This is a genomic window from Rathayibacter sp. SD072 (genome assembly GCF_017355185.1).
Lineage (GTDB): Bacteria > Actinomycetota > Actinomycetes > Actinomycetales > Microbacteriaceae > Rathayibacter.
The window spans coordinates 69,320-91,089 of sequence record NZ_JADILJ010000003.1; the positions used below are offsets into that span (position 1 = coordinate 69,320).

The following is a 21,770-nucleotide window of genomic DNA, read 5'->3' on the forward strand; positions in this document are numbered from 1 at the left end:
TCGAAGGGGTTGGAGTTCTGCCCCGGCCGTTTCGGCGGATTGGCGGGGGGATGGGTGAAGGGGGTGGTGAGCACTGGCTCGCCACCCCCTTCGGGTCTTACGTCGTCCGGTTAGCGTCGAACGACGATGACCGAGACGCCCTTCGCTGATGCGACGGTGTCACTTCCTCCGTAGGAGAGGGTGATCTTCTTCGTGCCTGGGCTGAACTTTCCGATCGGGATGGAGACCTTTCCATTGGAGAGCGTCCCGGTGAAGGTCTTGCCGTCGACCTTGACGGTGACGGTTCCTTCCGCGGTGACGTTCTTCGCGAGCGGCTGGACCCTGACGGCGAGCGTGAACGACGTCGAGGTCGTGCCTGTGAGCTTGTTCGGCACGCCGATGATCAGGGCGGCCGACTTGACGAACACTGCCGCGCTCGTTGCTGTGCCGGCGGGTCCTGAAGCGGGGGTCGCCGTCACGGTGACGGTGAGGGACTTGCCCTGATCGGCCAGGAGCACACGGTAGGTGGACTTGGTCGCTTCGGGGATCGCCTTGCCGTCTCGCAGCCACTGGTAGGAGTAGCTCAGACCGCTCTGGTTCCACTCGCCGGGGTTCGCGGTGAGGGTCTTCCCGACCTGGGGGTCGCCGGAGATCGAGGGCGCCGTGGTGGCGACCGGAGCGGTCTGCGGCGTGACCGTGAAGCTCATCGACTTCTGCAGCGGCAGGTCACGGGAGGACGATCCGACGGAGAGGGTGTACTCCCCGTCGACGGTCTTCCACGAGTCGGTGTCCACGTCCCAGATCGAGAGCGGGTGGTTGCTCGCTTCGGAGTCCACGACCACTTCCACCGTGCGTTGCTCACCGGGGGCGAGCTCGAGACGGTCGAATCCGATCAGGCGCTTGCCGGGCTCGGCGGCTGCCTCGGGGAAGGTGAGGTAGACCTGCGGGATCTCCGCGCCGGCGACGTCGCCCGTGTTCTTCACGGTGAAGCTGACGGTGGCGCGAGCGGTGCCGGCGGTCTTGTCGACCTCCGCCTTCGCGCTCAGGTTCGAATAGGCGAAGTCCGTGTAGGAGAGGCCGTGACCGAACTCGAACAGCGGGTCGATGCCCTGCTCGTCGTACCACTTGTAGCCGACTTCGAGACCCTCGGTGTAGTCGACCTGACGGATCTCGTCCGAGCCTTCTGCGCGGGTGGTCGAGCCGTCCGCGAAGACTCCCGGGTACTGCGCGTTGTCACCGGTGCCGGTGGGCAGATCCGTGAGCGCCTTCGGGAAGGTCACGGGCAGCTTGCCGGAGGGGTTCACGTCGCCGAAGAGCAGACCGGCGATGGCGTCGCCGCCACGGTCTCCTGACCACCAGGTCTCCAGGACCGACGGCACGCTGTCCAGCCACGGCATGAGGACCGGTCCGGCGGTCTGCAGCACGACGGCGGTGTTCGGGTTCGCAGCGGAGACCGCTTCGATGAGCGCGTCGCCGTCCTTGAACAGGTTCAGCGAGTCGAGGTCGAAGAACTCGCCCGCGACGTTGAAGCCGAAGACGATGACGACGTCGGCGTCCGCTGCTACGGCCGCCGCGGCCGCGAGGTCGCTGCCGTTGTTGTAGACGACGGTGCTGCCGTTCTGCGCCGCGCGGGCCTTGATGGCGTCGAGCGGAGCGACCTGGTGGCAGTCGATGACGGTGGACGCAAACGTGTTCCCGTAGAGAGGCGACGTGCACGTCGTGCGGGCACTCACCCCTCCCTGCGCGTAGGCCGGATCCGCAGTGATCTCGTTCGAGGCTGTCGGGCCGATGACGGCGATGGTCTGCGGCTCATTGCTCAGCGGGAGGAGCTCATCGTCGTTCTTGAGGAGAACGGAACCCTTCTCCGCCATCTCGAGAGCAACCTCGCTGGATCGGGCAGTCCGGACGTCGCTGTATCGACCGGAGTCGGGAAGCTGGTAGTCCTGGATTCCGCTGGCGAACTTCGCGCGCACCACACGGAAGGCCGCAGTGCGGATCTGCTCCGCCGTGATCTCACCCGAGGCGAGGGCGGCGTCGAGAGCGGGGGGTGCGAAGTACTTCGGCAGGCTGAGCTCCTGATCCAGGCCCGCGTCGAGGGAGGCGACGGTTGACTTCTGAGCGCCGTTGTCGGTGACGGCGAAGCCCTTGAAGTCGAGCTGGTCGCGCAGCGTCGTGGTCAGCAGCTCCGGGTCCTCGCAGGCGTAGACGCCGTTGAGCTGGTTGAAGGAGCACATGACACCCGCAGGATCGGCATCGAAAGCGATCTCGTAGGGCTGCAGGTAGAGCTGGTGCAGGGTGCGCTCATCGATGTTCGACGAGCTGGTTGCCCGGTCGAGCTCCTGCTGGTTGCCGACAAAGTGCTTGAGCACGGAGGCGACGGGCTGGCCAGGGTTGCTCTCGCGAAGCGAGGTGACCCATTCGGCGGCGAGGGAGCCGGCGAGCAGAGGGTCCTCGCCCAGGTACTCGGCGTTGCGGCCTCCCCAGGGGGTGCGCACGATGTCGATGCCGGGCGCGAAGACAGTGTTGTACTGCTGCTTCCAGGCCTCGTCGGCCATCACGGCGCCCTTGTCGGCAGTGAGACCGAGATCCCAGCTCGCGGCCTGCGAGACGGGGACGGGGAACGCCGTCGTTCCAGTGCCGTAGGCGATACCCCAGGGCCCATCGATGTCGGCGTTGAACTGCACGCAGTCAGGGTGCTCGGGGTAGGTGACCGGGGGTCCTGGCGGCTGACCGAGACCGCCGGCGGTATTGAACTCCGTGAAACCCACGTCGTTGGCCGAAGCCTCGTTGAGCCACCGGTACTGCTGCTGGATCGTCGACGCGTCCAACAGCAGGTTGGCGCGATCCTCGGGAGAACGAGTCGGATCCGTCCACGGACAGTTCGGGTCGACCGTGACGGGCGTCGCTCCCTGTGCCGGAGCCGCGAAGAGCGACTGACCAGAGAGCAGCACCACCGCGGTCGCCAGAACGGCGGCACTACGGGTGAATGCGGAACGACGTGCGGTTGCTCGAGGCGAGCGAGACCGCCTCGAGGCCGGTGGGGAGTCGGCGACGAACGCCGACTTTTGGGGAGCACGGAACATGGGTATTACCTCCTTGTAATGACCACCGAAATCAGTGACGCCGCTGGGAAGCGGGCGCAGTGAAGAGTGATGCTGATCGCTGACGCCTCAGTGGAGAGGGCGCAGCGAGGGATGTCGCGGGTTGGCGACAGGGGAGAGGGCGAGCAGGCCGTCGGGGTTTTCGGCGCTCGAATGGGGGTAGCAGGCCATACCGTACGGACCTGAGCATCGCCTCGTCAACTGATTCACATTTAAAGTGTGAACTGGTTGACGTTTACATCGGTGGCGAGAAGAGTGGGGCCTGTTCGGCCGGGGGTGCCGGTCGACCGATGTCGAGACAGAACCTCCGACGTGCTCATTCGATCGAGGAGGATCATGAGGAAGTATCTACTCCCTGCCACGCTCGCTGCACTTGCGTTGGTTGCGGGCTCGGTGGCGGCAGTGTCACCGGCGGCCGCCGCCTCGCTCACTTCGGCGGACTTCATCAAAGCCAGTGGGAACGTGCTGAAGACCGGCTCCGGGTCTGGAGGCACTGTCAACCTTCGGGGCACCAACGTCGGCGGATGGCTCACCCAGGAGGACTGGATGTCCCCCCTCGGGGAGTTCGCGACTGATCGCACCGGTTGGTCGGTGAGTGCCTCCACGGGCAGCGGTTTCGAGGCGATCGATGGCTCGGGGTCCTCCGAATGGACCACGGCCTCTGGCAAGCGCAATCCGGATTGGCTTCTTCTCGATCTGGGTGCCCCCACCCGCTTCAACCGGCTGACCCTCGACTCAAGCTCAGCAAGCCAGTACCCCCACGCACTCAGGGTCGAGACGTCCTCGGACGCGACCACTTGGCGCAATGTCGCCGAGCAGCCCGGTACGAGCGGGCGCACCACCGTCAAATTCGTTCAACAGGACGCGAGGTATCTCCGACTGACGCAGACTGCCTCCGATGGAGCGGTGTGGTCCGTCGGTGAGCTGAACCTCTTCTTCGATGCGGTTCTCGCGAACCGCCCGTTCACGGCGACGGCCAGCTCTGCAAGTTCCTCTGCGCCACGAGGCGTCGATGGAGATCTGTCCACAACATGGCAGAGCGGAACGCCTCAATCACCGGGGCAGAGCTTCACCGTCGATTTCGGCCGCACGGTAGAAATGGACCGGGTCTTCCTCGACTCGGGCGCCGCAGCCGCGAATGACTACCCACGCCAATGGGAGATGGCCACCTCCGACGACAACGTGAACTTCACCCCGATCGCCAGCGGATACGGCACCAACCGCATCGTGGAGGCCGACTTCAAGGCGTGGAAGTACGGCCGCTATCTCAAGATCACCTCGAACGGGACCGCCGCCCAGTGGTGGACCATCGCTGATCTGTCGATCGCGGCCGGCAGCAACCTCGACCGCAACGGATGGTCGGTGACAGCCTCCGCCGGCAATGACATCAAGAACACGGTCGACGGAAATCCGGCCACGAGATGGAGCACAGGGGTCGCCCAGAAGCCTGGTCAGTCAATTCAGATCGACCTCGGGTCGCTGCAGACCCTGAACAACCTCTCGATCGATACGGCGAAGAACACCACCGACGAGGGTGACTGGGCGCGTGGGTACCGACTGGACCTTTCACGAGACGGTTCGAACTGGAAGAGCGTCGCAACCGGAGCCGGCGACGTGAAGGTCACGACCATCGGCTTCCCTGCCCAGGCCACCCGATACCTCCGCCTCACTCAGACCGGTTCGGCTCTGCAGTGGTGGTCGATCGGCGAGCTGACTGCAGGCCTGTACAGCGATGACTACTCCCTCAACAACACCCTCACCTCCCGCTTCGGCACCGCCGGCGCACAAAAGGTGATCGACGCCCACCAGGACGCCTGGATTACCGAGAGCGACCTCGACGCGATCGCCGCGACCGGGCTGAACTTCATCCGCGTCCCCATGGGCTGGAACACCTTCCTCAACCTCGACGGCACCTGGAAGGCCGACCCTTGGAAGAAGGTGGACTGGATCACCCAGGAAGCCTCCGAGAGGGGAATGTACGTCCTCCTCGATCTGCACACCGTTCCCGGCGGCGGTTGCCCATGGGGAAGCTGCGGCCGCATCGGTCCCGCGCCCAACGGCTTCTGGGGCAACGCTACCTACCAGGACTGGGTCGAGGACATCTGGACCGCCATCGCGAACCGCTACCGCGGCAACCCTGCCGTCGCTGGCTACGACCTCATCAACGAGCCCCTGATCGACGGCTACGAAGACGCCGACGACCTCAAGAAGAAGAACGACTACTTCGACCGCCTCTACGACGCCGTCCGCGCCGTCGACCCCGACCACCTGATCGTGCTCGCAGCCTTCCTCGGCATGGACTCCATCGCCGACCCGGGAACCTACGGCTGGACGAACGTCATGTACCAGCTCCACCCCTACGACATGTCCAGCCCGAGGGACTGGAATGCGCAGAACCGCCTGGTCGAAAACGAGCTTGCAGCCGCACCCTCACGCCTCGCCGATCCAGGAGTCCCGCTGCTCAACGGAGAATACTCCCTCTACTACAACGATGACCTCTGGGCGAAATGGATGGCCGGCATGAACGCGTCGAACATTTCCTGGTCGAACTGGACCTATAAGGTCCGGGGAGCCGCGAAAGACGCCTTCGGCTACTGGGGGATGTACTACGACAACCAGGCTCCGGTCCCAGTCATCAACAGCGACAATCCCGCAACGTTCATCGCGAAGCTCAAGCAGTTCACGACCGACCGCTTCACGAAGAACACCGGCTTCGTCCAAACGGTGAAGAAATACGCCGGCGGCTTGTCGACCTTCTCGCCGATCACCATCAGCCACAGCGGCTGGACGGCGACAGCGTCGACATCAGCGAACGGGACGCCGCCCTCGGCCGGCATCGACGGCCTGAACGGCTCGGCCTGGTACAGCGGCCGCTCGCAGAGCGGAGGGGAGTGGTACCGCATAGACATGGGGTCCTCCAAGAGGCTCGCCATGGTGACCCTCGAAACCGCCTCAGCGTCACCCGAGGACTACCCGCGAAACTTCACCATCGAGGTGTCGACCGACGGGACGAATTGGAGAACGGCGGCGAGTGGCGTGGGCTACGGCTACAAACGCCCCATCTCGATTCCGCCGACGACGGCCAGGTTCATCCGCATCACCCAGACCGGAGCTGCCACCAACTGGTGGAGCATTGACGAAGTGACGGCCTACTCGTCCTACTGAGTACGAAAGGTGGGGGTCCTGCGGTCTTTGCACCGCAGGACCCCCTTCATGTGAGCTCGGCACGGATCAGATCCACCCCTGGAAAAGCTAAGAGACCTCCTAGCCGAACCGCAGGACAATGACTCGAGCGCGGGCGACGATGGCGTCAACGGGATCCGTAATGTCGACGGTGGCACCGAGTTCGTCCTCCTCCAGCGGTTCGAGAACGTCCAGTTGACTGGCGAGGAGCGATTGCGGCATGAAGTGGCCGTCGCGCGTCGTCATGCGGCGTCGGAGGAGTGCCGGTGCGCCCGCGAGGTGGATGAAGACGGTGTCGGGTGCGGCGAGGCGCAGCCGGTCACGGTAGATTTTTTTTAGCGCGGAGCAGGCGACGACGCCGCCGTCGCTCTCGGCTGCTCGGCGCCCGACGAGGTCTAGCCAGGGCCAGCGGTCGTCGTCGGTGAGCGGGATGCCTGCGCTCATCCGGGCCACGTTTATGGCGGGGTGCAGGTCATCCGCGTCGAAGTAAGAGCGGCCGGTGCTGGCCGCGAGTCGGGCGGCGACGGTGCTCTTGCCGCATCCGGACACGCCCATGACGACCACCGGTGGACGGGATGGCTCAGACACGGGTCCGCTCCAGAGCGTTGCGGACGGTCCGACCCTCGCGGGCGGCGTCGATGCTTTCCTGGACGAGGGCCGTCGCGTTCTGGGGTCGGTTGCCCGCTGCGTGAGGGGTGAGCAGCAGGTTCGGAGCGGACCACAGCTCGGAGTCGACGGGGAGCGGTTCGGCGCGGGTCACGTCGAGGGCCGCCACGCGGAGGCGACCTGCGCGCAGTGCGGCGACCAGTGCTTCCTCGTCGACGGTCGCTCCTCGACCGACGTTCACGAAGACGGCATGCCGAGGGAGACGCTCGAGGAGGTCCGCGCCGAGGGCCTTGTCGGTCTCCGGGGAGGCGGGAAGCAGTGAGATCAGCACGTCGGTCTGCTCGAGGAGCGCGGGGAGCTCCGCGGCGGCCACGACCGGGAATCCGCTCCGTATGCCGGCCGATCCGGCGACCCCGGTCACGGAGGCGCCAAGCGCGGCGAGCATCGGGGCGAGTCGGGCGGCGATCGAGCCGAAGCCCCAGATCGTGACGCGGGATCCCGAGAGCGTGTAGAGCGCCTCGGTCTCCGGAGCGCGCTGCGCGTCGAGGAAGTCGCTGTCCCACCGCGAGTCGCGCTGCGCCGTGCCGAGCAGGTCGAGTCGGCGGACGGCGGCGAGGACGAGGGCGAGAGCGTGCTCGGCGACCGGGCCGTCGTGCAGGGAGCGTCCGGAGGCCAGCACGGTCTCGGGGCCGAACCCGGCGGCGAGGATCTGGTCGGGACCGGCCGCGAGCGTCTGCACGAGCCGCAGGCCGGGGAGCGCCGCCGCGTCGCGCAGGTTCTCGTCCGCGTTCCGCCAGACGACCAGGACGTCGGCGTCTCTCGCCGCCGGCGGGATCGGAGCCGTGACGTCGTAGTGGACGAGCTCGTCGCGGGAGGTGTCCAGCTCGAGGGGGATCGTGTCGGGAACGAGGATCTTCATCGCGTGACCTCCAAGGGAGTCGTGGTGGGTGCGCCGAAGTCGAGGAGGACTTTGCCGGAGACGGACGCGTCGCCGGCGATGCGGAAGGCCTCCTCGCTCTGCTCGACGGGGAAGACGTGGGTGATGACGGGATCGATCCCGAGGCTGCTGTCCGCGAAGGCCGCGAGCACCTCATCGATGGGATCGAGAAAGCGGAAGGATCCGACCAGATCGATCTCGCGGGTGATAGCGAGAGAGAGCGGGACGGGCTGATCGCCGGTGGGCGGCAGGCCGACCATGACGACGCGGCCCCCGCGGGTTGTGCCGGAGAGGGCGCTCGCGAGTCCGCGCGGGTTGCCGGAGGACTCGATCGCGATGTCGGCGTCGGTCGCGGCGATGGCGGCGCTCTCGCCGGCGAGCAGGGTGCGATCGGCGCCGACGAGCTGCGCGATGGCCAGCGGGTTCTCGAGCACGTCGACGACGGTGATGTGCGCTGCTCCCGCGCGTCGCAGCACGCCGACGATGAGGGCGCCGATCGGTCCCGATCCGACGACGAGCACCGAGCGTCCGCGGACGTCTCCTGCGCGCTCGACGGCGTGCCAGGCGACGCTCGCGGGCTCGGCCAGCGCCGCGGTCTGCAGCGAGACCGACGGCGGGACGACCCGGAGCATGGCGGCGGGGACGGCGATCCGGCGCTGGAACGCGCCGGCCGTGTGCGGGAAGCGGGCGGCCGAGCCGAGGTACCGGACGCCGGGGGAGAGGTTGGGGCGGTCGGCCGGGAAGCGCTCGGGAACGTCCTCGATGCGAGCGGGGTGCACCACCACTCCGGTGCCCGCCGCGGGCCCGCTGCCGTCAGCGGCGGCGGCGAGGACCACTCCGGAGACCTCGTGTCCGAGCACCATCGGCTCGCGGAGGATCGACTCGCCGACGGCGCCGTGGCGCCAGTAGCTGAGGTCGGACCCGCAGATGCCGCCGTAGACGATCTCCACGAGTGCCTCGTGAGCGTCCGGTCTCGGTGCGGGCAGTTGCGCGACGCGGAGGTCGCCGGCGGCGTGGGCGAGGACCGCGGTGGTGGTCGACGTCTCGGTGAGGGTCACGGGGCGATTCCTTCGTCGGAGGGGCGTGAGGAGGAGGCGAGCATCAGACGACGACGCTCATGCCGCCGTCGATGAAGACGACCTGGCCGTTGACGTAGTCGGAGGCGGAGGAGGCGAGCCAGACCGTGGGACCGGTGAGGTCATCGATCCGGCCCCAGCGTCCGGCGGGGGTGCGGCCGAGGATCCAGCTGTTGAAGGCCTCATCGTCGACGAGGTTCTGGGTCATTTCGGTGTGGATGTAGCCGGGGGCGATGCCGTTGATCTGCAGGCCGCTGCCGGCCCACTCGGCGGTCATGGCGCGGGTGAGGTTGCGCAGCCCGCCCTTCGCCGCGGTGTAGGGGGCGATGGTGGGCCTGGCGAGATCGGTCTGGACCGAGCAGACGTTGATGATCTTCCCGTGGCCCCGCTCTACCATCCGCCGGGCGGCGGCGCGTCCGACGATGAAGGCCGAGGTGAGGTCGACCTCGATGACCCTCTTCCAGTCGGCGAGGTCGAGCTCGAGCATCGGCAGCCGGTGCTGGATGCCCGCGTTGTTGACGAGGATCTCAAGCGGCCCGGCGTTCTGCTCGATCTCGGCGATGCCTGCCTCGACGGCGGCCTCGTCCGTGATGTCGAAGCGGACCGCACGGATCCGGTCGCTCCCGTGCTTCGCGGCCAGCGAGAGCTGGGCGTCGGCCAGGCGGCCGGCATCGACGCCGTTCACGATGATGCCGGCACCGGCGGAGGCGAGTCCGTCGGCGATCGCGAAGCCGATGCCGCGGCTGGAGCCGGTGACGAGCGCCCAGCGGCCGGTGAGATCGAAAGGATCCGTCATCGTGCGCTCACGGCCTCGGGCACCATGTCGGTGTGCGAAGCGCGCAGAGCGCGCATGGCGGCGACCTCGGCGTCCTTCTCGGCTTCGATCACCGCGATCTCCTCGACGGCGCGGAGGATCTCGCGGGCGCGATCGGGGCGGATCACGATGACGCCGTCGCTGTCGGCGACCACGATGTCTCCCGCGTTGACGACGACCCCGCCGATCGCGACGGGCTCGCCGATGGTTCCAGGGCCGTTCTTGAAGGGCCCCGCAGGGGTGAGACCGCGGGCGAAGACGGGGAAGCCGAGCGACTCGATGATGTCCCGGTCGCGGACGTAGCCGTCCACGACGGCTCCGGAAGCGCCGAAGAACTCGAAGCGCTGCGCGAGGTTGTCGCCGATGATCGCCCTGCCATGGAACCCGAAGGCGTTGATCATCAGCAGGTCACCCGGGCGGATGTACTCGAGCGCGTCGATCACCGCACGGTTGTCGCCGGCGACGGTCATCACGGGGAGCGCGGTGCCGACGGCTCGAGCTCCGTTCCAGATCGGGTGGATGCCGCCGTCGACGATGTTGAGGCGCTCGGCGGCATCACCGATGTTCGCGACCGGGTAGCGGGCGAAGGCGGCGACCAGGTCGGCGTCGGGGCGCTGCCAGGAGGAGACGGTCGTGACGTTGTCGGAGCTCATGGGAAGTCCTTCCAGGGGAGAGATCGGTCAGGGGTAGAGGCCGCGGCTGCGGTGGCTCTCGGTCACGCGCTCGACGGCGATGAGCATCGCTGCCTCCCGCAGGCTGCAGTCGTGGCGGACGGCCGTGGCGGAGACGTCGTTCCACGCCGCGATCATCCGCTCGCGGAGCCGCTGCTCGACGACCTCGAGCGGCCAGCGGTAGGTCTGGTTCGCCTGGGCCCACTCGAAGTACGAGGTGATTACGCCGCCGGCGTTCGCGAGGATGTCGGGGACGACGAGGATGCCGGCGTCCGCGAGAACGCGGTCGGCGGCCGCTGTCGTGGGCCCGTTGGCTCCCTCGATGACCGCACGGGCGCGGACCCGCCCCGCGTTCCCCTCGTGCAGGACTCCCTCGACGGCGGCCGGCACGAGCAGGTCGACGTCGAGCTCCAGGAGCTCGGCGCCGTCGATGCCGTCCGCTTCGGAGAAGCCGGACACCCGACCCGTCAGGGCCACGTGGTCGGTGAGGGCGCGCAGGTCGAGGCCGGACGCACGGTGCACGGCGCCGAACTGGTCGCTCACGGCGACGACGCGCACTCCCGCTTCGGCGAGGAAGAGCGCCGCGGAGCGGCCGACCTTGCCGAAGCCCTGCACGGCGGCGGTCGCCGTCTGCTGAGGGATGCCGAGACGCTCGAGCGCGGCGAGGGAGACGTGCTCCACCCCGCGGGATGTCGCCGTTGCGCGGCCGAGCGAGCCGCCCAGGCTGAGCGGCTTGCCGGTGACCACTCCAGGCACGGTGTAGCCGCGGCCCACGGAGTAGGTGTCCATCATCCAGGCCATCGTGCGCTCGTCGGTGCCGATGTCCGGCGCGGGGATGTCGTGCTCCGGACCGATGATGGGAGCGATCTCGCTCGTGTAGCGCCGGGTCACTCGCTCGAGCTCGCCGAGGGAGTGGGTGGCCGGGTCGATGGTGACGCCTCCCTTGGCTCCGCCGTAGGGCAGGTCCAGGAGGGCGCACTTCCAGGTCATCCACATCGCTAGAGCCCGGACGTCGTCGAGAGCGACGGTCGGGCTGAACCGCAGTCCCCCCTTGGCCGGTCCCCGGGAGAAGTTGTGCTGCACGCGGTAGCCGTGCAGTACCTCGACGCTGCCGTCGTCGCGCCGGAGCGGGATGCCGACCGTCATCTCGCGGCGCGGTGTCGCGAGCAGCGCATAGGTCCCGTCGTCGTAGCCGAGGGCATCGACGGCGGTGCGGAGTTGAGCACGAGCCTCGTCGAGCGGGTGCGGGGGGACGGTCGGACGGACGGACTGATCGATGAGGGTCTGCATGGAACCTCCCAGTGTCAGAAATGCGAATTTGTTCGCGTTTGATTATCCGAAGTCTGTAGGCTCACCGCCGAGGAAGCAAGAGGGCGAGCGCCCCTTCTCGCTCGCTGGCATGCATGTCTGACCGGTGATCAAGCCGGAAATCCGCCAGACACGAACTCGTTACACCACCGAATTACGGTTGCCTTGACTGTCTCGAAGTGCGACTCTATTCTCATTCGTGATTCAAGTCTCAATAGAGCACGACGCTCGATCGTCCCGTACCGGCCCGGCCCCTCTTCGCCTCAAGGAAGCACCCCTAGGTCTTCCGCTGCCGGTCCTCGGCAGATCACGATTGGTAGGAGCCCCCGAGGGCTCCGTGTCTCGGAAAGAGAACAACGATGACCACAACGAATCGGCTCGACACCGCCATGGTCGACGTCGTCACCGCGGACGGGAAGGTCGTCCGCAAGGCCACGATCGCCGGCGCGGTCGGCTCCTTCGTGGAGTGGTACGACTACGGCATCTACGGCCTGCTGACCACCTACCTGGCGATCAACATCATGGGCGGGGCGGAGGCGGGCGGGCTCTTCCTCACCAACGTTGGCTTCCTCGTCAGCTTCATCGCACGCCCCTTCGGCGCAGTGATCTCCGGCTACCTCGGCGACAAGCTGGGCAGGAAGACGCTGCTCGCCACGCTCCTGCTCCTGATCTCCGCTGCGACGGCGGCCATCGGCCTGATTCCCTCGACGACCGTCATCGGCGTCGCCGCACCGATCCTCCTGATCGCCCTACGGGTGCTGCAAGGCTTTTCCGCCGGCGGCGAGGTCGCCGGCGCCATGTCGTTCGTGGGGGAGTACGCCCGTGACCGACACCGCAACTTCTCGATGAGCTTCATCGCCGTCGGCTCGTTCTTCGCCCTGATGTTCGGCAGCGCCTTCTCGGCGATCCTGATCACCACCCTCGGTGACACGACGATGACCGAGTGGGGCTGGCGCATCCCGTTCCTCTTCGCGGCTCCGCTGGGCTACGTCGGCTTCTACATCCGCCGCAAGATGGAGGAGACCCCGCACTTCGAAGCACTGCGCGAGCGGAACGTCGTCGCCCGCAACCCGCTGCGGGAGGCCTTCACGAACAAGACTCACCTGAAGGCCATCGCTCTGACGATCTTCCTGCCGGCGCTGAACGGCCCCGGCTACTACCTCCTCTTCGCCTACATGCCGACCTACCTCAAGACCCAGCTGGGCGAGGAGAACAACTTCACGATGGTGCAGGCGCTCGTCGTCACCGCGTTCTCGCTGGTCGCGATCATCATCTCGATCCCGCTGATGGCGCGCCTCTCCGACCGCATCGGCCGCAAGCCCGTACTGATCCTCTCCTCCGTCCTCGTCGGCATCGTCGCGATCCCGATGTTCTCGATGATCACCACCGGCCAATTCGTCCCAGCCTGCATCGCGACCGTCGTGATGGCGATCGCCTTCTCCGGTCACGCCGCCGTCGTGCACACCGTCCTGACGGAGATGTTCCCCACGACGGTGCGGTACAGCGCGTACAGCATCGGCTTCAGCCTCTCGACGATCATCTTCGGCGGCAGCGCTCCGCTCGTGATGACCGCCCTCGTACAGAGCACGGGATCCAGCCTGATCCCCGCCTACGCCGCGGTGATCACCGCCGCGATCACGCTCGTCTCTGTCCTCTTCCTCAAGGAGACCAAGGGACTCCCGCTGCGCACGCACTGACAGAACCGGGGGCGGCGCGCCGTTCGCGCCGCCCCCACTCGCACCACCCCCACCACCACTCCAGGAGGACCCCATGGGCATCTCATCCGTCGCCGTCGTCGCCGACCTCGGCGAGAGCTTCGGCAACTACACGATCGGCAACGACGAGGCCCTCCTCGGACTGGTCACCGCCTCCAACATCGCCTGCGGCTTCCACGCCAGCGATCCCCGCGTGATGGATCAGACCGTCGCCGAGTGCGTCGCCCGCGGAATCGAGCTCGGCGCGCACCCCGGATACCCCGACCTCGTCGGCTTCGGCCGGCGCCTGATCGAGGCCTCCGAGGAGGAGATCCGCACCGACGTCCTCTACCAGATCGGTGCACTGGACGCCTTCGCCCGGGTGCACGGCGGCACCATCAGCCACGTCGCCCCACACGGCAGGATGGGCAGCATCGCGCAGACCGACGCGAAGCACGCCCGCGCCATCACCGACGCCGTCGCCGCGTACAACCCCGACTACATCGTCATCTGCCAGAACGGCCTACTCGCCGACGAGGCCCGGAAGCGGAACCTCCAGGTCGGCTACGTCTTCCTCGCCGACCGAGGGTACGGCGCCGACGGCATGCCCGTTCCCCGCTCGCACCCGGGTGGGCTGATCTACGACCCCGCGGCCATCGGAGCACGGGTCGCGCAGGTCGTGCGCGACGGCACCGTGGTCACCGTCGACGGAGACACAGTGCCCCTGGGTCACGACTGCGACGTCGTGCTGCTGCACGGCGACCATCCGAACGTGCTCGAGAACGGTACCGTGCTCCGCGCCGCACTCGAGGTCGAGGGGATCCGCGCCGTCGGCCTGCAGGAGGTCCTCGCGGAGAAGGCGCGCGTCCTCGCGCAGGGCTGATGCCGGTGCCGAGCACGACCGCGCCTCTGCCGATCGCGATCGAGACCTACGGTGACAGCGCGGTGATGGTGACGATCGAAGCGCACGACGCCGACGTCCGGCGTCGGCTGATCGTCGCGTTCCGGGAGCGCGTGCTCGCTCGGCGGCCCTACGCCGTGCTCGATGTCGTCGCCGGTCTGGAGTCGCTGCTGATCGAGTTCGATGCTCTGGAGACCTCGGCGGAGAGCCTCGAGTACGGACTGCACCTCCTCGCCGAGATCGAGACGGGGAGCGCGTCCGGCCGACCACCGGTCGTCCTCGACGTCCCCTTCGCCGCCGACGCAGACACTGCCCCGGACCTCGAGGAGGTCGCCGCCGAGCTCGGGATCCCGCCACAGGAGGTCCTCGCCCGGATCGAGCGATCCTCCTTCAGCGTCACCCTGCTCGCCGCGGCGATGGCCCCGATGCTGTCGGGCCTCGACGTCCCCGCTCCGGTCCGCCGTCGCGCGCAACCGCGGACGGATGTGCCCGCCGGCTCGATCATGATCGCCGGCGAGAACGCGATCATCCAGCCCTTCTCCGGACCGACCGGCTGGCGCGTCGTCGGGCGCACGCCGCTGGAGATCGTCGACATCACCAGGAGCGCACCGGTCTCCTACGCACCGGGTGACCTGATCCGCTTCCGACTCATCGACGCCGCGGAGGCGCAGGGCCTGCGCGGCCGATTCCTGGAGTCGCGGACGGAGGACGAGCGATGACGATCACGACGACCGTGAGGGTGGTGTCGACCGGCTGGCTGACCACGCTGCAGGACCTCGGGCGGCACGACGCGGAACGCCTCGGCGTCCCGACCGGGGGAGCCGCCGACCAGAACGCCGCGACGATCGCGAACGTCCTCGTCGGCAATGCCCGAGGCGCCACGCTGCTCGAGAGCATGGGAGGAGAGCTCGCTCTGATCCCGAAGGACGACGTCCTCATCGCCGTTACCGGCACGCCCGCCGTCGTGACGGTCGACGACACGCCGGTCGACCAGTGGGCCCCCGTCGTGGTCCCGGCCGGCCACCGGCTCTCGATCTCCGGTGCACACGCCGGGGCTCGCTCCTACCTCGCGCTGCACGGGACCCTGCACGCCGATCTCTTCCTCGGGAGCGCCGCTCCCGATGCCCGGATGGGGTTCAGCCAGAGCATCACCGCGGGCCGGACGCTCGAGCTGACCACCGCCTTCCAGGGCTTCCACCGGACCTTCTTCGAGCAGTCGCTCTTCCGGCTGCCGATCGAGATCCCCGCGTACCATGACCCGGTCTGGTCCATCGATCTGGTCGCCGGCTCTCTCACCGACCGGATCGCAGGCTTCCGCGACCTGATCGCATCCTCGCTGTACACCGTCACCGACCGTTCCAACCATGTCGGGCTTCGACTCGACGGCCCGGTGCTGCACCCGGAGGGCGACCAGGAGATCGTGTCCCACGGCGTCCCCATCGGTGCCGTGGAGATCCCGCACGGTGACGAGCTGATCCTCCTTGGGCGTTACCGGACCCTCACCGCCGGATACCCCATCGTCGGCTTCGCCACTCGCGAGGCGCAATCCCTGCTCGGGCAGGTCGCGCCGGGCCGCCGCCTGGCCTTCCGTTGGGTCGACCGGACCCGGGCTCATCGACGGCTCGTCGAGGCCCAAGCGCGCATCGAGGTGCTCGAGGACGCCGTCTCGAGCGCCTTCACCGCGGCCGGCCTCGGTCGCGCGATCGGCACCCGCCCGATGAACGTCCTCCCCGATGTCCTCGAGGCGCAGATCGACGACGACATAAATGCGACCGTATTCTAGAATGAGAACATGTTCGCATGAAGTTCGCTGACGAGTACTCTCCCGGAAGGATCACCCCGTGACCGAATCCCTCTCCTCCCTGAACGCTCTCGTCACCGGAGCCGGCAGCGGCATGGGCGCAGAGACCGCCGTCCTGCTCGCCGCGGACGGCGCGCATGTCGTCCTCGTCGGCCGTAACGAAGAGCGACTCCAGGCCGTCGCCTCCCGGATCGACGCGATCGGGGGCAGCTCGACCGTCGCCGTCTGCGACATCTCGAACGGCGACGAGATGCGGGCGACGGTCGCCTCCCTGCGCGCCTCGCTCGGCCGCATCGACGTCCTCGTCAACAACGCGGGCAGCGCCTCCACCGTCCTAAACCCGCAGTACACGCCGACCGAAGAGTGGCGGGGCGTCGTAGATGTGAACCTGACCGCCGTGTTCGAGCTCACCCAGGCGGTCCTCCCCGATCTGCTGGCAAGCCCCCGGGGCACGGTCGTCACCGTCTCCTCCCTCGCCGCCGTGACACCCAATCTGCTGGGCGGCGCCGCCTACGGCGCTGCGAAGGCCGCCGTCCGCAACTTCATGACCTTCCTGCACACCACGTTCCGCAACGAGGGCCTCCGGGCGATCACGATCCTGCCGGGCGAGGCGGACACCCCGATCCTCGACAACCGCGCTCGGCCCCCTCGCCCGGAGGAGCGCCTGAACATGCTCCAGCCCATCGACGTCGCCGAGGCGATCCGCCTCGCAGTCGCCCTTCCCCAGAGGGTCGTGCTGCAGGAGATCGTCGTCGCGCCCACCCGTCAACGCGACGTCTCCCAGGATCTCGAGGTGAGCCGCTGGGTCGGCGCGCCCGAGGGCACGACCCGCCAGACTTCCGCCGCCAGCTAGGAACCCACCACTCATGACACTCCTGACCGCTCACCACTCCTTCGGCGCCTCCCCGGCCGTCGACCGCATCGAGAGCACCTCGCGCCGCGTTCAGCAGCCCCAGTCGAGCGCGAGCCTCGTCTCCCTCGCCATGGGCGAGCCGAACTTCGACACGCCCCTCGTGATCCGCGATGCGGCCGAGCGAGCCCTCGCGGCCGGCCGCACGCACTACTCGCCCCTCGCCGGAGAGCCGGCGCTGCGCGAAGCCCTCGCCCCCCGGCTCTCCTCACTCTCCGGCGAGGACGTCTCCGCCGCCGACATCCTGATCACCCACGGCGGCACCGGCGGCCTGGCCGCCGCGATCCTGGGGCTCGTCGGGCCGGGGGACCGCGTCGTCATCCCCGACCCCACCTACTCGCTCTACAGCGACCTCGTCAGCATGGCCGGGGGAGTAGCGGTCCACGTCCCGATCGCAGCGGATCTCCACTGGGACCTCGACCACCTCCGGGACGCGCTCGTCGGCGCCCGCCTGTTCGTGTTTTGCAATCCCGGCAACCCGACCGGCATCGTGCACACCCGCGAGGAGCTCGAGGCCCTCGCCGGATTCCTCGACGGTACCGACACCATCGTCATTTCCGACGAGGCGTACGACGCGCTCGACTTCACCGGCCGGCCGTTCACGTCGGCCCTCTCCGTCGCCGGCCTGCCCGCCCGGACCGTCTACTGCCAGACCTTCTCGAAGAGCTACGCGATGACCGGCTGGCGGGTCGGCTACCTTGCCGGCCCGAGCGAGCTCATCCGCGCCGCCTCCCGGGTGCACAACACCTTCAACGGCTCAGTGAACACCGCCGTGCAGGACGCGGCACTGGTCGCTCTCGAATCGGCCGGTCCCGATGTCGACACGATGCGGGAGGCCTACGCGTCCCGTCGGGAGCTCATGCGGGCCGGACTCGAGTCGGTCCCCGGACTGACCATCAGCGAACCGGAGGGCGCGTTCTACTTCTTCCCTCGCTACGACCTCTCGATCGGTTCGGTCGAGCTCGTCGCGCGTCTGCGCGACGCCGGCGTCGCCGTCCGTCCCGGGTTCGAGTTTGGAGCCAATGGGGAGAACCACCTCCGCCTGTCCTACGCTGCCAGTGAGGATGCCATCCGCACCGGCACCGAGCGGCTGAAGGCCGCTTTCGAGGGCTTCCGCACATCGATCGACTGAGGGTTAGCATGCGTAGCGACCAAGAACGCAACCGCCGCAGGATCGTGAAGGCAGCGGTCTTCCTCGTGGCACGCAAGGGCATGGCTGTCCGGATGGCTGACATCGCGGAGCGCGCGGACGTCTCGACCGCGACGGCCTACCGCCACTTCGCCTCGGTCGGCGAGGTGCTGGCTGAGTTCCGAGACGACGTCGGCCGCCAGCTGCTGGCCTATAGCCGCACCTGCGACGCCACCGGAGTCGCGCTACTCGAGGCGGTCTCGCAGGAGTGGGTGCGGCTCGTCGTCAAGAACGGCGCCGCGATGATCCACAGCCGCTCCGACGAGGGCTATCTCAAGCGACTGCGCGCCGGAACGGCCTACCTCTCCGCGCAGGCGGAGGCTGTCGGACGCCCGGTCGCCGAGGCCGCCGCCGAACTCGACATCCCCGATATCGGCGACGAGGGACTCTTCCTTTGGAACGTCCTCTTCGATCCGCGCGAGATCTTCGACCTCCTCGAGACCGTCGGACTCTCGGGACCCGAGATCGGCGCCCGGCTCGTGAACACCTTCACCGGCGCCATGCGCGGCTGGGCTGAAGCCCGCCGGCAGCCGGTCCCCGCCGAGCTCACCGCCTGACCCTCGCGGACTCGGTACGGAGTGGGAGGACCCCGCGCATGAGCGCCCCATTGAGCATCCCGGAGTACCCTCGCCGCCCACGCCGGTCTCCGGGGCTCTAAGCCCCAGGCGCTGGAGCTGACGATCATCGGCTTCGGGATTCCTTCCTGCGACTCCTCCGCCAGCGTGACTGCTTAAACCGCCGGCGACGCCGGGAGCACGACGGCGGGCGGCGCGTTCATTTCGATGATGTTTCAACGCGACGCCCTCGACGTAAATTCGCGAAATCAGGTGGTTCTGGGTCTTCCGACGGTCCCCAAGATATGCGACTGTTCTCCTATTCGAGAATCAATTCTCATTCTTGCACCAGCCGATGACCCTCGTCTTCGGTACCTGATCTCCCTGCCCCCACTTGTCAACAGGAGAACCCGTGCCCACACTTATCCGCGTCGCCACCGTCGCAACGGCAGCAGCAGCAGCGTTGCTGCTCTCGTCGTGCTCCGCCACCCCGGAGGCCGCCTCTACCCCCGGCAGCTACTCGACCGACACCATCCGCGGAACCTTCGGCTCCGATCCCACCAGCTTCGATGCGGCGAAGGCCAACGCACAGGACGACTACGTGGTCGCCCGCCTGCTCTTCGACTCGGTCCTCCGCCGCGACGACGACGGCGCACTCGTCGGCGGGCTCGCCTCCGAGTGGGACGCCACCCCGACCGAGGCCACCCTGACCATCCGCGACGGCGCCACCTGCGCCGACGGAACGGAGATCACCCCGACGGTCGTCGCGGACTCCCTGACCTACTTCGCCGACCCGGAGACGAAGAACAACTTCGCCAAGCTCGTCTTCGGGCCCGGCACACCGACGATCACTGCGGACGACGCGGCCGGCACCGTCTCGATCGCCCTGGCCCAGCCGTGGTCGGAGACCCTTCGCGGACTGACCCTCCCACAGTCGGGGATCATCTGCCCCGCCGGCCTGGCCGACAAGGAAGGCCTCGCCGCCGGGACCGTCGAGGGCGCCTTTTCGGGCCCCTACACGGTGGCCTCGGCGACGCACGGCGTCAGCTACGAGATGAGCCTGCGCGAGGACTACGACGCGTGGCCCACCTTCGCGAAGGAGGTTCCTGGCGTGCCCGCCGCGAAGCTCGTCTTTGCCGCGGGCGTCGCCCCCGCGACCGCGGCGAATCAGCTCTCCACCGGGGAGCTCGACGTGGCGACGGTCGCCCCCGCCGACTCCGAGCGGTTCAGCGATGAAGCTGCCTTCGGCACGGCCACCGTTCCCGCCAATGGCACCTGGCTGCTGTTCAACGAGCGCGAGGGGCACCCGTTCACGGACCCGGCCCTGCGCAAGGCGGTTGCCCAGGCGATCGATCCGCAGGCCTTCGACGCCGCGGCCTACGGCGGCAAAGGCTTCGAGATGTTCTCCATCGTCGCCCCGAACATCCCCTTCGCCCTGACGGACGACGAGTACCTCACCAAGAAGAACCTCGACGAGGCCCGCGAGGTCCTCGAGGGGAAGACCTTCAAGATGGTCGGCACCACCGCCATCGGGGTCAACGGCGCCGGCAACACCTACGTGCAGGAGGCCCTGCGCGCCGTCGGCGCCACGGTCGAGCTGCAGAACGTCGACAACGGCGCCTGGGCGACCATGACCCAGCAGCAGCCCGACACCTGGGACATCACCGTCCAGGGCGATGCGAACTTCGTCGGAACCGTCGCCGCCTCGGCCACCCGCGTCTCCGGCACGCCCACCGAGCTGGGCGGACGCAACATCGGCGGCGGCGAGAACCCCGAGATCGTCGCGGCGATCGCCGAGGCGCAAGCTGCGACCGACGACGAGGCGAAGGGAGCCGCGTACCAGAAGGTGCAGGAGCTGATCCTGCAGGACAACGTCATCGTGCCCCTCACCGGCGGAACCCAGTTCGTCATCCAGCGCGCAGGATTCTCGATCTCGACCCCGTCGGACATCCTCGACTGGTCCACCCTCCGGATCACCAAGTAGTCCGCCGAGACAACCACCGAATCAGGGAAGGTGACGACGATGAGTCAGACCATCACCGAGGCGGCCGCTGAGAACACCGCGACCAAGGCGATCGTGATGCGCACACGATCGACCGGACTCTCCGGCTGGGGTGCCTACGCCGTGCGACGCGGCCTGGGCCTGCTGCTCTCGCTCAGCCTGCTCGTCGTCGTCACCTTCCTGATCGTCCCGCTGATCCCCGGCGACCCGGCCGTAGCCGTGGCGGGTGCCGATGCGACGTCCGAGCAGATCGATGCGATTCGCGCGGACCTCAAGCTCGACGATCCGCTCTGGCTCCGATTCATCGACTATGTCGGCGGACTCTTCGTCGGCGATCTCGGAAATTCCTTCGCCTACGGGACATCCGTCGCGACGATCATCGCCACCAAGCTCCCCTACACCGCCTCCCTCGCAGGGCTCGGCATCCTCGTCGTGCTGCTCGTGGCGATTCCGCTGGGAGTCACCGTCGGCGTGCTCACCCGAGGCGGCCGCCGGCGCTGGCTCGACGTCGCGTTCGGCACCGGCACCGGATTCCTCCAGGCGATCCCGCCCTACGTGGTCGCGACCGTCCTCATCATCGTCTTCGCGATCGGAGCGCGCATCCTGCCCGCCGCGGGAGCCGCGACTCCCGCCGCCCTCATACTGCCGGTCATCGGCATCTCGATCGGCGGCGTCTGCGGGATCGCTCGGGTGGTACGCCGCGAGACCGCGACCGTGCTGGAGCAGGACTTCATGCGCACCGCCCGCGGCCGCCGACTGAGCGGCGCACGGCTCTACACCCGGCACGCTCTGCCGAACCTCCTCACCACGGCGCTCACCCTGGCGGGAACCATCCTCGCCGGCATGCTCGGCGGAGCGATCACCATCGAGACAGTCTTCGCCTGGCCCGGCCTCGGCCGCGAGATCATTACGGCGATCGTGAACAAGGACTACCCCGTCATCCAGGGCGTCATCCTCGTGATCGGCCTCCTCGCCATCCTCATCAACATCGCGGTCGACGTGATCCTCGGGATAGTCGACCCGCGCACCCTCGGAGGGAAGTAG

17 protein-coding genes are annotated in these 21,770 nt (G+C 68.0%); 10 read left to right on the forward strand and 7 right to left on the reverse strand.

What is annotated here, in order from left to right:
* Positions 1-110: 110 nt before the first annotated feature.
* Positions 111-2,807 carry a glycoside hydrolase family 3 C-terminal domain-containing protein gene (locus IOC53_RS02105; RefSeq protein WP_207402734.1) on the reverse strand — a complete coding sequence of 899 codons (2,697 nt, stop codon included), beginning with the start codon at positions 2,805-2,807 and terminating at the stop codon, positions 111-113.
* Between the two features lie 609 nt (positions 2,808-3,416).
* Here IOC53_RS02105 and IOC53_RS02110 point away from each other — a divergent pair.
* Positions 3,417-6,245 carry a discoidin domain-containing protein gene (locus IOC53_RS02110; RefSeq protein ID WP_207402735.1) on the forward strand — a complete coding sequence of 943 codons (2,829 nt, stop codon included), beginning with the start codon at positions 3,417-3,419 and terminating at the stop codon, positions 6,243-6,245.
* A gap of 99 nt (positions 6,246-6,344) precedes the next feature.
* Here the strand turns inward: IOC53_RS02110 and IOC53_RS02115 are convergent, their stop codons facing one another.
* The 6 genes from IOC53_RS02115 to IOC53_RS02140 are packed head-to-tail and all read right to left on the reverse strand — an operon-like array spanning position 6,345 to position 11,657.
* Entirely contained in the window at positions 6,345-6,851 is a 507-nt protein-coding gene (locus IOC53_RS02115) for a gluconokinase (protein ID WP_307786037.1), read from the reverse strand.
* Positions 6,844-7,788 carry an NAD(P)-dependent oxidoreductase gene (locus tag IOC53_RS02120; RefSeq protein ID WP_207402736.1) on the reverse strand — a complete coding sequence of 315 codons (945 nt, stop codon included), beginning with the start codon at positions 7,786-7,788 and terminating at the stop codon, positions 6,844-6,846. Before IOC53_RS02120 ends, IOC53_RS02115 begins: the two co-directional genes overlap by 8 nt.
* The gene (locus tag IOC53_RS02125) at positions 7,785-8,864 is read right to left on the reverse strand and encodes an L-idonate 5-dehydrogenase (protein WP_207402737.1); all 1,080 of its coding nucleotides are present in this window, start codon (positions 8,862-8,864) and stop codon (positions 7,785-7,787) included. Before IOC53_RS02125 ends, IOC53_RS02120 begins: the two co-directional genes overlap by 4 nt.
* A gap of 43 nt (positions 8,865-8,907) precedes the next feature.
* Positions 8,908-9,678: an SDR family oxidoreductase gene (locus IOC53_RS02130; protein WP_207402738.1), complete on the reverse strand. Its 771-nt coding sequence runs from the start codon at positions 9,676-9,678 to the stop codon at positions 8,908-8,910.
* Positions 9,675-10,349, reverse strand: coding sequence for an RraA family protein (locus IOC53_RS02135; protein WP_207402739.1), 675 nt, complete (start codon positions 10,347-10,349; stop codon positions 9,675-9,677). The genes IOC53_RS02130 and IOC53_RS02135 overlap by 4 nt, the downstream gene beginning before the upstream one ends.
* 27 nt (positions 10,350-10,376) lie before the next feature.
* A complete protein-coding gene (locus tag IOC53_RS02140) occupies positions 10,377-11,657 on the reverse strand; it encodes a Glu/Leu/Phe/Val dehydrogenase (RefSeq protein WP_207402740.1) in 1,281 nt (426 codons plus the stop codon).
* 377 nt (positions 11,658-12,034) lie between these two features.
* On the opposite strand from IOC53_RS02140, the gene IOC53_RS02145 reads away from it, so the two are divergent.
* From IOC53_RS02145 to IOC53_RS02185, 9 genes are all read left to right on the forward strand, one after another.
* On the forward strand, positions 12,035-13,372 hold the full coding sequence (locus tag IOC53_RS02145) for an MFS transporter (RefSeq protein WP_207402741.1): 1,338 nt from the start codon (positions 12,035-12,037) through the stop codon (positions 13,370-13,372).
* Between the two features lie 73 nt (positions 13,373-13,445).
* A complete protein-coding gene (locus IOC53_RS02150) occupies positions 13,446-14,252 on the forward strand; it encodes a LamB/YcsF family protein (protein ID WP_207402742.1) in 807 nt (268 codons plus the stop codon).
* 5 nt (positions 14,253-14,257) lie between these two features.
* On the forward strand, positions 14,258-14,989 hold the full coding sequence (locus IOC53_RS02155; protein WP_207402743.1) for an allophanate hydrolase subunit 1: 732 nt from the start codon (positions 14,258-14,260) through the stop codon (positions 14,987-14,989).
* On the forward strand, positions 14,986-16,053 hold the full coding sequence (locus tag IOC53_RS02160; RefSeq protein ID WP_207402744.1) for a biotin-dependent carboxyltransferase family protein: 1,068 nt from the start codon (positions 14,986-14,988) through the stop codon (positions 16,051-16,053). Before IOC53_RS02155 ends, IOC53_RS02160 begins: the two co-directional genes overlap by 4 nt.
* 58 nt (positions 16,054-16,111) lie before the next feature.
* Complete coding sequence (locus IOC53_RS02165; RefSeq protein ID WP_307786038.1) at positions 16,112-16,924, forward strand: SDR family NAD(P)-dependent oxidoreductase; 813 nt, start codon at positions 16,112-16,114, stop codon at positions 16,922-16,924.
* Between the two features lie 13 nt (positions 16,925-16,937).
* On the forward strand, positions 16,938-18,113 hold the full coding sequence (locus tag IOC53_RS02170) for a pyridoxal phosphate-dependent aminotransferase (RefSeq protein ID WP_207402745.1): 1,176 nt from the start codon (positions 16,938-16,940) through the stop codon (positions 18,111-18,113).
* A gap of 92 nt (positions 18,114-18,205) precedes the next feature.
* Positions 18,206-18,727: a TetR family transcriptional regulator gene (locus tag IOC53_RS02175; RefSeq protein ID WP_242682796.1), complete on the forward strand. Its 522-nt coding sequence runs from the start codon at positions 18,206-18,208 to the stop codon at positions 18,725-18,727.
* 409 nt (positions 18,728-19,136) lie between these two features.
* Positions 19,137-20,708, forward strand: coding sequence for an ABC transporter substrate-binding protein (locus IOC53_RS02180; RefSeq protein ID WP_207402747.1), 1,572 nt, complete (start codon positions 19,137-19,139; stop codon positions 20,706-20,708).
* 39 nt (positions 20,709-20,747) lie between these two features.
* On the forward strand, positions 20,748-21,770 hold the full coding sequence (locus IOC53_RS02185; RefSeq protein ID WP_207402748.1) for an ABC transporter permease: 1,023 nt from the start codon (positions 20,748-20,750) through the stop codon (positions 21,768-21,770).